Consider the following 14,112-nt stretch of genomic DNA (forward strand, 5'->3'; position numbering starts at 1 on the left):
CGGGCTCGGCTCAGCGACGCCAGCGGGCCGCGAACGCACGGGCCGGATTCGAGACCAGCATCGCCTGCACGATGTCGTCGCCCAGGGCTCGGACGAGCCGGGGCCGCAGCGTCGTGAGCAGGTACGGGATGCCGGGGCCGCCGCCGGAGGACAGCCGGGCCGCGGCGGTGGTCGTGTCGCCGCCGAGGAGCAGCTGGCCGGTGTGACCGGAGGTCGCGAGCTCGAACAGCAGGTCGGCCAGGCGCCAGTCGGTGGCGTGGTTGGCGCGCGACGGGCCGTCGAAACCCAGGAAGACGCCGGTGTCGGCGACCTCTCGCAGCACACGCAGGTCGGGGTTGCGGTTGAGGTGGCCCAGGATCACGCGCGACGGCGGCACGGCCAGCTCGCCGCACAGCAGGTCGGCGACCTCCCGGGCCGCGGTGCCCAGCTCCAGGTGCACGGCGATCGGCGCGCCCGTTTCCTGATGGGCCTGCGCGGCGGCGACCATCGTCCAGCGGGCGTGCCGGTCGACGACGTGGAACGCGCCCGCGACCTTGATCAGGCCCGCGCGAGGTCCGGTGCGGTCGGCGTCCGGGTCGTCGCCCGCGGGGATGCCGTCGAGGAGGTCGGCCACGAAGATCTCGGCCAGCCGGTCGGCGACGCGGTCGAGGACGTCGGCCGGGTAGTGCTCGGCGCGGTGGAAGCCCGTCGCGGCGACGACGTGCACGCCGGTCGCCTGCGAAAGCGCGGCGAGGTCGGCCGCGCGGCGGTTCAGGCCGAACGGCGTCCACTGGACCACCGTGCGCCCGCCCGCGGCCGCGAACGCCCGCAGTTCGGTCTCGGCGGCCGCCACGTCGTCGAGGTCCTGCCCGGCGAGCTGCCGGGAGGCGAAGAACAGGTGGTCGTGGGCGTCGCACACCTCGAGTGACGAGGGCGCGACGTCGCCGAGGACGGTGCGAATCCGGGGTTCGCCGGTCACGCAGTCAGCAGCTTCCGTAGCGGCACGGCCCCGCGGGCGCGGCGGCTCCACTCGCGCGGGTAGCCGAGCGAGACCTCCTCGAACCGCACGCCGTCGGCCGACGTCGTGCGCGGGATGTGCAGGTGGCCGTACACGGCGAGCTCGGCGCGGTAGCGCAGGTGCCAGTCCTCGGTCTCCGTGGTGCCGCACCACAGCGCGAAGTCCGGGTAGTGCAGCGGCGCGGTCGGGTGGCGGTGCAGCGGCCAGTGCGACACGAGGATCGTGCCGTGCTCGGCCGGGATGGCGTCGAGGCGGTCGGTGCTGACCTTCAGGCGCTCGGCGCACCAGGCCTGGCGGCTCGGGAACGGGTCGGGGTGCAGGAAGTACTCGTCCGTGCAGACCACGCCGGCCTCGCGTGCCTGCGCGAGCGCCTCCTCGATCGTCTTGCCCGCGGCGGCCGGGGTACGCCAGCTGTAGTCGTAGAGCACGAACAACGGCGCGATCGTCAGCGGCCTGGCGCCGTGCTCCCACACGGGGAACTCGTCCTCGGGAGTCAGCACGTCGATCTCCCGGCACTGCTCCACGAGGAACTCGTAGCGGGCCTGGCCGCGCAGCTGCGACTCGTCCTTCGGCGTGGTCCACAGCTCGTGGTTGCCCGGCACCCACACGACCTTGGCGAACCGCTCGCGCAGGGTGGCGAGCGTGTCGCGGATGACGGACGAGCGTTCGGCGACGTCACCGACCACGAGCAGCCAGTCTTCCGGTGAATCCGGCACGACACGGTCGAGGATCGGCCCGTTGCCCTCGTGGGTCACGTGGAGGTCGCTGGTGGCGAAGAGAGACGGCACTCCTCCACCGTAGCCATTTCCCGACCGGCAGATCGCCAGAACCGCCCCTTACGCCACCCCAGCAGCACCAGCCCGGCCACCACGTAGACGCCGGCCTGCACGTCGAGCAGCACCGCCGGGCCGGTCACGGCCACCAGCGACCCGGCGAGCAGCGACCCGGCGGCCTGGGCCGCCGCGACCACGGCGAACACCGTGCTCAGCACCCGGCCGGCACGCTCGGGCGCCGCCACGCTCTGGACGTGCGCCAGCAGGCCGGCGCCCGTAAGCACTGCGGGTCCGCCGGCCACCGCGAACAGGCCCACGTAGATCCCCAGCGCCGTCGTGAGGGCTGCCGTATTCCAGATCAACGCCGACACCAGACCGGTCGCCAGCGAGCCCCACGCGAGCAGCGAAGCGCCCGCCACGCGCCGGGCGAGCGTCGCCACGCCGAAGCCCGCCGCCAGCCCGCCGATCGCCTGCACGCCGCGCAGCAGCCCCGCGTCGGCCTCGCTGCCGCCGAGCACGTCCAGCACGAAGACCACGAACAGCACCAGGAACATCCCCTGGGCCACGGACACGAGCACCGTCGCGATCCCGGTGGCCCGCAGCCGCGGGTCCCGCGTGAGCTCTCTCAGCCCGGCCAGCCACGCGGCGACGACGGGTTCCCGGGGTGGCTGACGGACGCGTGGCGCCGCCGGACCCGGGAACGGACGCGCGAGCAGCAGCGCCGCGACGGCGAGCGCGCCGAGGTACCCGAGCACCACGCGGTCCAGCCCGCCCCAGCCGAGCAGCGCGCCACCGGCCCAGCCGCCCGCGAGCCGGGCGACGCTGCCGTTCACACTCATCAGGCCGTTGGCGCCGGTCACCTCGGCGACGCCGACCAGCTCCGGCACCAGCGCGTTGCGCGCCGGTTCGAACACCGACGCCAGCCCGGCCTGCGCGGCCGTCACCAGGTACACGAGCGCGACGGGGATGCCATCTCCTGCGAGCAGCGGCAGCGCGACCGCCGCTTGGCCGACGCACACCACGGCGAGCACGGCCCGGCGGTCCCACCGGTCCGCGACGACCCCGGCGACCGGGCTCAGCAGCACCGCGGGCAGCAGGCCGAGCACGACGCTCAGCGCCGTCGTCGCGGCCGAGCCGGTGGTCGCGAACAGGAACACCGGCAGTGCGACCTGCAGCATCCACTCGGCGGACTCGCCGAAGAACGCGGCCAGCCAGAGCCGCACGAACGCGGGCACGCCCAGCAGCTGTCTCACGACACCGGCTCCCCGTCCGGCCCGAGCCGCAGGAACGCGCGCAGGCCGACGTGCACCGCCAGCGCGTCTTCCGGCGTGTCTTCGCGGATGGCGCCGACGTACGGGCGGACCAGCGCGTCAACCGCCTGTAGCAGCCGGTCGAGCTCCGCCGGCGTGACCTGCAGCGTGTACGAGCTGAAGCCGCCCACCGCGCGCCAGGCCGGGTCGAGCGTTTCGAGGGAGTCCAGGTAGCGCCGCGTGAGGTCCTGTTCCTCCGCGAGCTGCGTGCCCACCACGGCCAGCTGCGCCCGGTTGAACGCCGGGTCGTCCCCCGGGTCGCCGAGGTCGAGGCCGACCTGCAGGGCGCGCCACGGCCGCTCGCGTCCGTCGGTGGCGTCGGCGCGTTCCACGAGGCCGTGCTGCGCGAGCCGGCGCAGGTGCCAGCTGCAGTTGGACGCGGTGGAGCCGACCGCGTCGGCGCATTCGCTGGCCGTGCGGGGCCCGACGGCCATCAGGTGGTGCAGCAGCGCCGAACGCAGGGGGTGCGCCAGCGCACGCAGCAGCTCGGCGTCGTCGATGCGTTTGCGCGGCGGCAGCTCGGCCATCGGTCCTCCGGCTCTGCGACTTCAAATCCTGAAGGGTTTCTTTCGAAACTTCCCTTTCAGAGTTGCAGCCGCCCGACCTGCTGTCAACGGGCTTCGCTACCATCACGGACAGTTACTGCTCCGCGCAGTCGTTGTGTCCGCCAGCCACTCCCGCGCCGAGGACGGTCTGTTGCCCCACCAGCGAGAACTCGCCACTGCCGCCGCACTGGCACTCCCCCGGTTCGTGAGCGCCACGGTCCGCTTCCACACCGCGGTCGCCGACCGGCTCGGCGTGACACCGGCCGAGCTGCACTGCCTGCAGCTCGTGCACAGCGGCGCCACCGACTCCCCCACGGAGCTGGCGCGGCTGCTCGGGATGACCACCGGCGCGTTCACGCGGATGCTCGACCGGATGGAGCGCGCCCGGCTCGTGGAGCGCGCGCCCGACCCCGCGGACCGCCGGCGGCTGCGCGTGCGGGCGCTGCCCGACCGCATGGCGGAGCTGACCGAGCTCTACGCCCCGCTCGCCCAGCGTCTCGGCGAACGCCTGGCCGGGTTCGACCGCCGTCAGCTCACCGCCCTGGTGTCGTTCCTGACCGAGGGCGAGTCGGCCGCGGACCTGGCCACACAGCAGGTCGACGAGGCCGCGCGGCAGCCTCGCGAAATTCGGGGTTGACTAACCCTACTGGTGTTGCGTTAACCTCTTCCCATCATGGACAACTGAGCCCAGCCCTTTCCCGCACCGAGGCAGCTTCCGGTCGAGCACCGCTCCCGCGAGCCACGAGTCCCGTCGGGGAACCCGCTTTACCCACCAGGGCCGGTGATCCCCCATGTCTTTGTCCCTCAAAGCCACCGACGTCGTGTTCGGCTACGGCGCCAGGACCGTCCTCGACGGCGTCTCGCTCACCGCGTCGGCCGGGCGCCGCCTCGGGCTCGTCGGCGAGAACGGCACCGGCAAGTCCACGCTGCTGCGCCTGCTGGCGGGCTTCGAACAGCCGCGCTCGGGCGAGATCGTCCGCGGCGACGACGTCGGCTTTCTGTTGCAGGAGCTGCCGTTCCCGGCGTCGGCGACCTTCGGTGACGTCCTCGACCACGCGCTGGCCGACATCCGCTCGGCCGCCGCTCGGCTCGACGCGCTCACCGCGGCGATGACCGACCAGCCCGACGACGCGGGCGTACTCGACGAGTACGGGAAGCTCCTGGAGTGGGCACAGGCCCACGACCTCTGGGACGCCGACCGCCGCGCCGAGCTGGTGTGCGACGGGCTGGGCCTCGGCGCGCTCGGGCGCGACCGGCTCCTCGGCGAGATGTCGGGCGGGCAGCGGTCCCGGCTCGGGCTGGCGGCACTGCTGATCCGCCGTCCCGCCACGATGCTGCTCGACGAGCCGACCAACCACCTCGACGACACCGCGATGGAGTTCCTGGAGCACCACCTCGCGGAGCTGTCCGGCATCGTCGTGCTGTCCTCGCACGACCGCGTGTTCCTCGACGCGGTGTGCACCGACATCGTCGACCTCGACCCGGCGCCGGCCGACCGGCTCGTGGGCGGGGCGACGCGCTACGGCGGCACCTACAGCGACTACCTCGACCAGAAGCGGGCCGAACGCGCGCGCTGGGAGCAGCGCTACACCGAGGAACAGGACGAGCTGAAGGAGCTGCGGGAGTCCGTCGCGGTCACGGCGCGGCGGGTCGCGCACAACCGCGCGCAGCCCGACGGCGACAAGAACCTCTACAACTTCAAGGGAGGCCGGGTGCAGAAACAGGTGTCCCGGCGCGTCCGCAACGCCCAGCTGCGGCTCGACGAGCTAGAACACGACCAGGTGCGCAAACCCCCTGCGCCACTTCGATTCCGGGCACGCCTCACGGTCGCCGCGTCCGGCGAAGGACCGGCGATCTCGGTGCGGGACCTGGACGTGCCTGGCCGGTTGACCCTCGACCGGCTCGACGTGAGCGGCTCGGCACGCCTGCTCGTGACCGGCGGCAACGGTGCAGGCAAGTCCACGCTCCTGTCGGTGCTGGCGGGCCGGCTGGCACCCTCGCGCGGGTCCGTCCACTTCGGACCCGGGCTGCGCGTGGGGTTGCTGGAGCAGGACGTTGTGTACCCCGATCCGGAGCGCGTGGCCCACGAGGTCTACCGCGCCGCGCTCGGGGACGACGCGCCGCCGTTGTCCCGCCTGGGTTTGCTGTCTTCGCGGGACCTCGGCCGGCCTGTCGGCGAGCTGTCCGTGGGCCAGCGGCGGCGGCTCGCGCTCGCGGTCCTGCTCGCGGACCCGCCGGACGTGCTGCTCCTCGACGAGCCGACCAACCACATCTCGCTCACCCTCGCCGAGGAGCTCTTCACAGCACTGCACGCCGCTCCGGGCGCCGTCGTCATCGCCTCTCATGATCGCTGGCTGCGCCGCCGCTGGCCCGGCAACCACCTGGACCTGACGGCAACCCAACCCGCGACTGTATAGGCCGTTATACAGTCACAGGGTCCATTAGCCGGCCGCGCGGATCGAGGTCCCCCCGCTTCGGCGACCAGAGCGCGAGATCGCGCCGGCGTCTCGATCGAGCGGTGCGATCGGCCCCCGGCCGATCAGACCGCTCGATCGAGACGCCGGCTTCCAGGCGATCTCGCACGCCACGCCGGAGGCGGGGCAGACAACACAGCGATCTCGCACGCCACGCCGGAGCCGAGGCAGAATTACAGCTCGATACCGAGGAGGGCGTCGACCGCGGAGCGGATGAGGCCCGGCGCGGTGGGGTCAGTGCCGTCCCGGCGCAAAGCGGCAGTCGCCCACGCGTCGATAGCAGCGAGGGCGTTCGGGGTGTCGAGGTCGTCGGAGAGGTGGTCGCGCAGTTGCGCGAGGGTCTCCGTCGCGTCGGGACCCGCGGGCAGGGCCACGGCCTCGCGCCAGCGGGCCAGGCGTTCCTGCGCCTCGGTCAGCAGCGCGTCGGTCCACGGCCGGTCCTCGCGGTAGTGGCCGGAGAACAGCGCGAGCCGGATGGCCGAGGGGTCCACGCCGTCGGCGCGCAGCCGCGAGACGAACACCAGGTTCCCGCGCGACTTCGACATCTTCTCGCCGTCGAGGCCGATCATCCCGGCGTGCACGTAGTGCCGCGCGAACGGGTGCTCCCCCGCGACGGCTTCGGCGTGCGCGGCGCTGTACTCGTGGTGCGGGAAGATCAGGTCGGAGCCGCCGCCCTGCAGGTCGAAGCCGAGCCCCAGCCGGTTCACCGCGATCGCGCTGCACTCGATGTGCCAGCCCGGGCGCCCGGCGCCGAGCTCCGACTCCCACGACGGCTCCCCCTCGCGCTCCACTCGCCACAACAACGCGTCGAGCGGGTGGCGCTTGCCGGCGCGGTCCGGGTCACCGCCGCGTTCGGCGAAGAACTTGCCCATCGTCGGCTCGTCGTAGTTCGACTCGTAGCCGAACCGGCCCGTCGCCGAGTGGTCGAAGTACACGTCCGGGTACTCGGCGTCGTCGGCCCGGTAGGCGCTGCCGTTGGCCACCAGCTTCGCGATGACCTCCACGATCTCCGGGATCGCCTCGACCGCGCCCACGAACTGCCGCGGCGGCAGCACGCGCAGCGCCTCCATGTCCTCGCGAAACAGCGCCGTCTCGCGCATGCCGAGCACGACCCAGTCGTCGGAGTCGCGCTCGGCGCGCTCCAGCAGCGGCTCGTCGATGTCGGTCACGTTCTGGACGTAGTGGACCTCGTGCCCGTTGTCCCGCCAGATGCGGTTGACCAGGTCGAACGCCAGGTAGGTCGCGGCGTGGCCGAGGTGCGTGGCGTCGTAGGGCGTGATGCCGCAGACGTACATCCGGGCGGTGGCTCCCGGAGCCGTCGGGCGGATCTGCCCGGTCGACGTGTCGTGGAGCCGAAGCGGGCGGGGCGTGCCCGGCAACCGGGGCACGTCGACGGAGGACCAAGTCTGCATACCTCGACTGTAAACGGGACGGCCGTCCTGTGTTGTCTGCCCCGGCTCCGCCGGGGCGGCGAGATCGCTCTGTTGTTGGCCCCGGCTTCGCCAGGGCGTGCGAGATCGCCTTTGAGCCGGCTTCCGGATGGGGCGGTCGGATCGGCCGGGGCCGATCGCACCGCCCCATCCGGAAGCCGGCGCGATCTCGCTGGTGGGTCGCCTTGGCGGGGTGAGCTGGGTGGGGGTGGTCGGAGGTGGTCGAGGTCACGGCCGAGCGGCAGTCGCTGCCCCGGCGCCGGAGTCTCGTTGCGGGGCGCGCATCGCGGTCCACAAGCGCTGAGAGCCCGCCACCGCCCACGAAGATCTGTCTCCCACGGCGCCCACAGCGCGAGATCGCGCCGGTGTGGGGGATCGAGCGGTGCGATCGGCCGCCAGGCCGATCGCACCGCTCGATCCCCCACACCGGCTCAAAGGCGATCTCGCACGCCACGGCGGAGCCGGGGCCAAAGACACAGCCGGGGCAAAATTACCGCCTATTGCGCAGGTAGTCGCCGACCACGGCGGCGCCCAGGCCGTCCAGGTCGGGGGCCACCACGCGGCCGCCGGAGCGGCGGGCGATGGTGTCCACGAACGCTTCCAGCCGCGGGTCCTCCCCGAGGCGGAAGACCGTGACCGAAGCGCCCATCTTGGCGATCCGGTCCACTTCGGACAGTGTCTTGTAGATCGTGCGCGGGTCCGGCGGGTAGTCGAACACCGCTTCGCCGTCGGGTTCCAAATGCGCCGTCGGCTCGCCGTCGGTGACCATCAGCACCACCGGCTGCGCGTCGGGGTGGCGGCGCAGGTGCTGGCCGGCCAGCAGCAGCGCGTGGTGGGCGTTGGTGCCCTGCTCCCACGTGCCCTCCAGGCCCACCAGCTCCGGCAGGTCCACCTTCATCGCGTAGCGGCCGAAGGTGATCAGCTGCAGCGCGTCGTTGCGGAAGCGGGTGCTGATCAGCTGGTGCAGGGCGAGCGCCGTGCGCTTCATCGGCAGCCAGCGGTCCTCCTGCACCATCGACCACGACGTGTCCACCAGGAGCGCCACGGCCGCGCGCGAGCGGTGCTCGGTCTCGACGACCTCCACGTCCTCGACGTCGAGCGTCACCGCGCGCGAGCCGACCGACGTCGAGCGCAGCACCGCGTTGCGGACCGTGCGCGGCACGTCCCACGGCTGCATGTCCCCGAACCGCCACGGGCGGCTCGAGCCCGTGGGCTCCCCCGCGGCGCCGGCGGACTCGGTCTCCCGGTCGCCCGTCTTGCCGCGCAGCGAGTTGACCACATCGGACAGTGCCGTCTCGCCCAGGCGCCGCAACGCCTTGGGCGACAGGCGAAGCGAGCCGTCGGCCGCTCGTTCGAACAGGCCCTGCCGGCGAAGCTCACGCTCCAGTTCGGACAGTCTCCGCGCGTCGACACCGGCGTCGGGACCCAGCTGGCGCTGCAGCGCGTCCATGTCGATGTCCTCGAGCCGCGCGCCCGGGTAGGCCTGGCCCAGCTGCTCGGCCAGCCCGTCGAGCTCCGCGAGGTCCTGCATCGCCTGCGCGCCCTCGCCCAGGCCCAGCGGGTCCTGGCCGCGGAAACGCTCCGAGCCCTGCCAGTCCTCCCCCGGCCGCAGCGCCTGCAGCGCCGCGTCGAGAGCGGACAGCTGCTGGGCGATGCGCGGATCACCGAACGCCTGCTGCGACAGCTCCGCCAGCTCGGCGCGCTGCTCGGCCGACATCGAGTTCAGCATCCGCTGCGCGGCCGCGGCGCGCGAGGCCAGCGCGTCGATCAGCTCCTCGACGTTGCGCGGGTTCTCCGGGAAGAACTCGCCGTGGCGGTTCATGAACTCCGCGAACCGCTCGTCGATGTCGTCGGCCCCCTGCGCGTGGGCCTGCAGCAGTGCGTTGAGGTCGGACAGCATCTGGTTGACCTGCTCGACGTCTTCGGGCCCGGCGTTCTGCAGCGCCTGCTTCATGCCCTGGAACCTCGCGTCGAGCGCCTCGCGGCCGAGCAGATCGCGGATCTGCTCGTACTTTTGACGGCCTTCGGACGACCGCCAGTCGTACTCGCTCAGCTCGCGCACGGCCGCGGCGGTGCCCGGCGGGAGGGCGTCGAGCTGCGCCTCGCGGAAGCGCGCCTCGTCGTCCGGGTCCGGGAACAGCTCGCGGCGCTCGGCGGTCAGCGCCTCGCTCAGCAGCTCCTGCACCTCCTGCAGCGTGCCGTCGAGCCGGTGGCGGCGCTGGATCTCCGAACGGCGCTGCCACAGCCGCCGCGTGAGCTCGTCGAGGCCCGACGTGCGCTCGGTGCCGCGGCGCAGCAGCTCCTCCAGGGCCGAACGCGGCGACGCGCCGGCCATCACGTCGCGGCCGATCTCGTCGAGCGCGTCGCGCAGGTCTGCCGGCGGCGCCAGCGGATCCGGCCCGTCGTGCCACGGGCCGTAGGAGTACCCCTCGGGAATGAGCGGCATTACTGGCCGTACACCGTGGTGTTCTCGTCGGAGTCCTTCGCCAGCCGCCTGGCGAGGAACAGCGACTCCAGTGCCAGCTCCACCGCGGCCGCGATGCGACCGGCAGGCTCGTCGGAGGACACCCCGGCACGCTGGGCGACCTCGTGCAGCACCGGCAGCTCCGGCAGGGCGGCGAGCACGTCGCGGGCCGGCACGCGCTCGCCGGTGGCCACCAGGTGGCCGTCGGCGACGGCGTCGGACAGCGGACGCAGGTCCAGCCCGGCGAAGCGCTCCCGCGCGGTTTCGGCCACGGCCCGGCGCATCAGGTGCACGAGGTGCTCGACCTCGCGGCCCTCTTCGCCCGGCTCGAACTCGATCTTGCCGCGCAGCACGGCAGGCACGGCTTCGAGGTCGACCGGCCGCGCGACGGCCGGGTTCTCCCCGGTGAGCGCCGACCGGCGCAGCGCCGCGGCGGCGACGGTTTCGGCGGCGGCCACGGCGAAGCGCGCCGACACCCCGGACCGCTGGTCGATCACCGGCGACTCGCGCAGGTTGCGCACGAACCGGGCCAGCACCTCCAGCAGCGGCTCGCCGACCTCTGCGACGAGGTGCGCCTCCTGCTTCACCACGGCGACTTCGGCGTCGACGTCGAGCGGATAGTGGGTGCGGATCTCCGCGCCGAAGCGGTCCTTGAGCGGCGTGATGATGCGGCCGCGGTTGGTGTAGTCCTCGGGGTTCGCGGTGGCGACGAGCAGCACGTCCAGCGGCAGCCGCAGCGTGTAACCGCGGACCTGGATGTCGCGCTCCTCCATCACGTTCAGCAGCGCGACCTGGATGCGCTCGGCGAGGTCGGGCAGCTCGTTGATCGCCACGATGCCGCGGTGGGCGCGCGGAACGAGCCCGAAGTGGATCGTCTCCGGGTCGCCGAGGCTGCGGCCCTCGGCCACCTTCACCGGGTCGACGTCGCCGATGAGGTCACCGACGGACGTGTCCGGCGTCGCGAGCTTCTCCGTGTAGCGCTCGCTGCGGTGGCGCCACGCCACGGGTAGGTCGTCGCCCAGCTCCGCCGCGCGGCGGATCGAGGCGGGGGTGATCGGGTCGAGGGGGTGCTCGCCGAGCTCGGAGCCCTCGATGACGGGGGTCCACTCGTCGAGCAGGCCGGCGAGCGTGCGCAGCAGACGGGTCTTGCCCTGGCCTCGTTCGCCGAGCAGGACGACGTCGTGGCCGGCGAGCAGCGCGCGCTCGAGCTGCGGCAGGACGGTACGGGAGAAGCCGACGATGCCGGGCCACGCGTCGCGGCCTTCGCGCAGCGCGGTCAGCAGGTTGTCGTGGATCTCCTGAGCGATGGGGCGCGGGGTGTACCCGGCGGCGCGGAGCTCGCCCGCGGTACGGGGAAGTGAGTCTGGGACAACGGTCACGGCATCGACGCTACTTACCGTTTCGGCGTACGTCGACGTGGAGCGACTCCAGCGTGGGCGATCGTCCACGAAGTGTGGACTACCGGTAAAATAGGCCGTCGTGTGCCGTCCCAGTGCGACCCTCGCCGTCTGGTCCTCCGCGTGGCTCAACGGAGCCGCCGCTTCCGACGATGTGCTCGACGCCCTCGCTGCCTGGGGCGAAGCGCACGACGTCGTCGCGGCCGACGCCCCCGCTGCCGAGGCCTTCGAGCTCCCGCTGGCGTTCCACCGCGCCGCCACCCCGGTCCAGCTCCTCATGGCGCTGCGCGCGCAGAGTGTGAAAATGGCGCAGCTCGTGCTCCCCGTACCCGGCGACGTCCGCGGCCTCGGCGGGAGCGGCCCGTTCGCCGAGGCGGCGCTGCGCTGCGGTGACGCGGTGGTGCTGACCGAGCTCGGCTTCGGCCTCGTGCCCGAGCCGATCGCGGAAGGCCTGATGCGCTGGACGGTCTACTCGGTGCCCGCCCCGGTTCCGCTGGAGTACCAGTCGCTGCCCGACTCCGAACACGGGCTCACGGACGCGATCCGCGCCAGCGCGGGTGCGTTGCAGGCGCTGGACGTGGCCAGCGACCGCCCCGGCGTACGCGCCGAGCTGTCGGCCCATCTGCGATCACGCCCGCAGGTCGAGTGGCCGGCCGGTACGCCCGCGCGGGCGCTGCGCGTGCTGCAGCGCGCGGAGGAGATCTCGGCGATCCTGGCCATCGCCCGCACCGACGACCCGGGAGGCGCGCTGTCCGCCTCGGCCGCCAGCCGTCGCGCCGAAGCGTTGCGGCCCTTGTCGGACGCGGTGCGCACGGCTCGGACGGCGTCGGTCAACGAAGCGGTGCGGGTGTTCGCGGAGCAGGCCGACCGGCAGCCGTGAGGTTCTCCACGCTCAGCTGACAGCGAACACGCGCCTCCGCAGCTCAGCCGAGAGCGAACAACACGCTTTTTGTCCGCGTTGCCCGGTTTTTCCGGGCAACGCGGACACTTTTCAGTTCAGCGGGCGGGACGCTTTGGGGGCTCGCAGCACCCGATCGAGCAAGGCGCGCCGTTGACCGAGCAGCCGTCGGCCGGGAAGGGCGAGAGCTTGCGGGCCGGGGCGTCGGAAACGTGCTCGCGCACCAGTTCCACCACCAGCTCGGCGAAGCGCGGGTCGACGTCGGGCGTCGCAGCGCGGGCGAAGGCCATGCCGTGTTCGGCGGCGCGCTCGGCGGCTTCGTTGTCGAGGTCCCAGATCACCTCGAGGTGGTCGGAGACGAAGCCGATCGGGCTGACCACCACGGACTTCACGCCGGCGGCGTGCAGGGCGTCGACGTGGTCGACGATGTCCGGCTCCAGCCACGGCACCTGCGGCGGCCCCGAGCGCGACTGCCAGACCACGTCGTACTCCGCGATGCCCGCCTCGGCCGCCACCAGCCGCGCGGCTTCGGCGATCTGGCGGGAGTATCGCCGGCCCCCCTCGGCGGGCGGACCGGAGGCGACGTCGGCGCTCACCGGCACGGAGTGCGCGGTGAAGACCGTGCGCGTGTCCGGGCGGTCACCGAGGCGCGCGTGGGCGGCGCGCACCGCGTCGGCGATCGAGGAGATGAACAGCGGGTGGTCGAAGAACTGGCGCAGCTTCACGATCTCCGGCGCTTCGGGTCCCACGGCTTCGCGGGCGCGCACGATGTCCTCGTCGTACTGGCGGCACGCGGAGTAACCGCCGTAGGCACTGGTGGGGAACGCGAGCACGCGCCGCACGCCGTCGGTCTTCATCCGCGCCACGGTGTCCTCCACCATGGGCTGCCAGTTGCGGTTGCCGAAGTACACCGGCAGGTCGAGACCTTCGGCCGCGAGCTGCCTCTCGACGGCCGCGATGGCCGCGCGGTTGAGCCGGTTGATCGGCGACACCCCGCCGAAGTGCTGGTAGTGCTCGGCGACCTCGAGCAGCCGCTCACGCGGCACCCCGCGTCCCCGGGTGACGTTCTCCAGGAACGGCATCACCTCGTCGGGCCCCTCCGGACCGCCGAACGAAAGCCATAACAACGCGTCGTAACCCACGGTGTCCATCTTGCCCCTGTGGCGGCGCCCACGACGGAGCGGGCTCATTGTGTACTGACCTATCCAAAACCTGGTACGGTGTCCGTATGCCCAGGCCACGCGAGTTCGACGAGACCGAAGCCCTCGAAGGCGCCATGAACGCCTTCTGGGCCCGCGGCTACGAGGCGACCTCCACACAGGACCTCTGCGCCGCGACCGGACTCGGGCGCAGCAGCGTGTACAACACGTTCACCAGCAAGGAAATCCTGTTCCGGCGCGCGCTCGAGCACTACATTCAGCTCGGCGTCCGCGGCCGGGCCGCAGTGCTGGAACAGGCCGACGACGGACTCGACGCGATCCACCGGCTCCTGGCGTCGGTGATCGACGACGAGCTCACCCACGGCCGCCGCGGCTGCCTGGTGGTGAACACGGTCGCCGAGTTCGGCACCGCGGACCCCGAGATCACGGCCCGGGTCGAGGCCGACACCGCCGCGCACCTGGCCTCACTCGCCGAGTGCGCCCGCCTCGGCCAGGCCGACGGCAGCATCACCCGCGACCGGGATCCACACGACATCGCGGAGTTCGTGCACAGCACCGTGAGCGGGCTGCGGCTGATGTCGCGCCGCGGCGCCGAACGCGCGGCCATGACGGCCGTGGCCGACATCGCCGTCGCCGCACTCGCCCGCCGCTGACCCACCCGCAC

12 protein-coding genes are annotated in these 14,112 nt (G+C 72.7%); 4 read left to right on the plus strand and 8 right to left on the minus strand.

What is annotated here, in order from left to right:
- Window positions 1–10: 10 nt before the first annotated feature.
- Genes K1T34_RS45400 through K1T34_RS45415 form a run of 4 tightly spaced genes read right to left on the minus strand, consistent with a single transcriptional unit; the run spans window position 11 to window position 3,607 of the window.
- Window positions 11–958 carry a phosphotriesterase gene (locus tag K1T34_RS45400; protein ID WP_220240796.1) on the minus strand — a complete coding sequence of 316 codons (948 nt, stop codon included), beginning with the start codon at window positions 956–958 and terminating at the stop codon, window positions 11–13.
- Entirely contained in the window at window positions 955–1,785 is an 831-nt protein-coding gene (locus tag K1T34_RS45405; RefSeq protein WP_220240797.1) for a metallophosphoesterase, read from the minus strand. The genes K1T34_RS45400 and K1T34_RS45405 overlap by 4 nt, the downstream gene beginning before the upstream one ends.
- The gene (locus K1T34_RS45410) at window positions 1,749–3,023 is read right to left on the minus strand and encodes an MFS transporter (protein WP_220240798.1); all 1,275 of its coding nucleotides are present in this window, start codon (window positions 3,021–3,023) and stop codon (window positions 1,749–1,751) included. The genes K1T34_RS45405 and K1T34_RS45410 overlap by 37 nt, the downstream gene beginning before the upstream one ends.
- The gene (locus K1T34_RS45415) at window positions 3,020–3,607 is read right to left on the minus strand and encodes a helix-turn-helix transcriptional regulator (protein ID WP_220240799.1); all 588 of its coding nucleotides are present in this window, start codon (window positions 3,605–3,607) and stop codon (window positions 3,020–3,022) included. The genes K1T34_RS45410 and K1T34_RS45415 overlap by 4 nt, the downstream gene beginning before the upstream one ends.
- A 169-nt stretch (window positions 3,608–3,776) precedes the next feature.
- On the opposite strand from K1T34_RS45415, the gene K1T34_RS45420 reads away from it, so the two are divergent.
- On the plus strand, window positions 3,777–4,262 hold the full coding sequence (locus K1T34_RS45420; RefSeq protein WP_220240800.1) for a MarR family winged helix-turn-helix transcriptional regulator: 486 nt from the start codon (window positions 3,777–3,779) through the stop codon (window positions 4,260–4,262).
- A 154-nt stretch (window positions 4,263–4,416) separates the two neighbouring features.
- A complete protein-coding gene (locus K1T34_RS45425; protein ID WP_220240801.1) occupies window positions 4,417–6,042 on the plus strand; it encodes an ABC-F family ATP-binding cassette domain-containing protein in 1,626 nt (541 codons plus the stop codon).
- A gap of 230 nt (window positions 6,043–6,272) precedes the next feature.
- Here K1T34_RS45425 and mshC read toward each other — a convergent pair whose 3' ends face one another.
- The 3 genes from mshC to K1T34_RS45440 form a co-directional block, all read right to left on the minus strand.
- Window positions 6,273–7,511 carry a cysteine--1-D-myo-inosityl 2-amino-2-deoxy-alpha-D-glucopyranoside ligase gene (mshC, locus tag K1T34_RS45430; RefSeq protein ID WP_220240802.1) on the minus strand — a complete coding sequence of 413 codons (1,239 nt, stop codon included), beginning with the start codon at window positions 7,509–7,511 and terminating at the stop codon, window positions 6,273–6,275.
- Between the two features lie 508 nt (window positions 7,512–8,019).
- Window positions 8,020–9,975 carry a VWA domain-containing protein gene (locus K1T34_RS45435; protein ID WP_220240804.1) on the minus strand — a complete coding sequence of 652 codons (1,956 nt, stop codon included), beginning with the start codon at window positions 9,973–9,975 and terminating at the stop codon, window positions 8,020–8,022.
- On the minus strand, window positions 9,975–11,372 hold the full coding sequence (locus tag K1T34_RS45440) for an ATP-binding protein (RefSeq protein WP_220240806.1): 1,398 nt from the start codon (window positions 11,370–11,372) through the stop codon (window positions 9,975–9,977). Before K1T34_RS45440 ends, K1T34_RS45435 begins: the two co-directional genes overlap by 1 nt.
- Window positions 11,373–11,472: 100 nt before the next feature.
- Here K1T34_RS45440 and K1T34_RS45445 point away from each other — a divergent pair, with 100 nt between their 5' ends.
- Complete coding sequence (locus K1T34_RS45445) at window positions 11,473–12,270, plus strand: hypothetical protein (RefSeq protein ID WP_220240808.1); 798 nt, start codon at window positions 11,473–11,475, stop codon at window positions 12,268–12,270.
- A gap of 116 nt (window positions 12,271–12,386) precedes the next feature.
- Here K1T34_RS45445 and K1T34_RS45450 read toward each other — a convergent pair whose 3' ends face one another.
- Window positions 12,387–13,430: a ferrochelatase gene (locus K1T34_RS45450; RefSeq protein ID WP_220247747.1), complete on the minus strand. Its 1,044-nt coding sequence runs from the start codon at window positions 13,428–13,430 to the stop codon at window positions 12,387–12,389.
- 86 nt (window positions 13,431–13,516) lie between these two features.
- Here K1T34_RS45450 and K1T34_RS45455 point away from each other — a divergent pair, with 86 nt between their 5' ends.
- On the plus strand, window positions 13,517–14,101 hold the full coding sequence (locus K1T34_RS45455; protein ID WP_220240810.1) for a TetR/AcrR family transcriptional regulator: 585 nt from the start codon (window positions 13,517–13,519) through the stop codon (window positions 14,099–14,101).
- Window positions 14,102–14,112: the final 11 nt, after the last annotated feature.

Source organism: Amycolatopsis sp. DSM 110486, assembly GCF_019468465.1.
In the GTDB taxonomy this organism is placed as follows: Bacteria; Actinomycetota; Actinomycetes; order Mycobacteriales; family Pseudonocardiaceae; genus Amycolatopsis.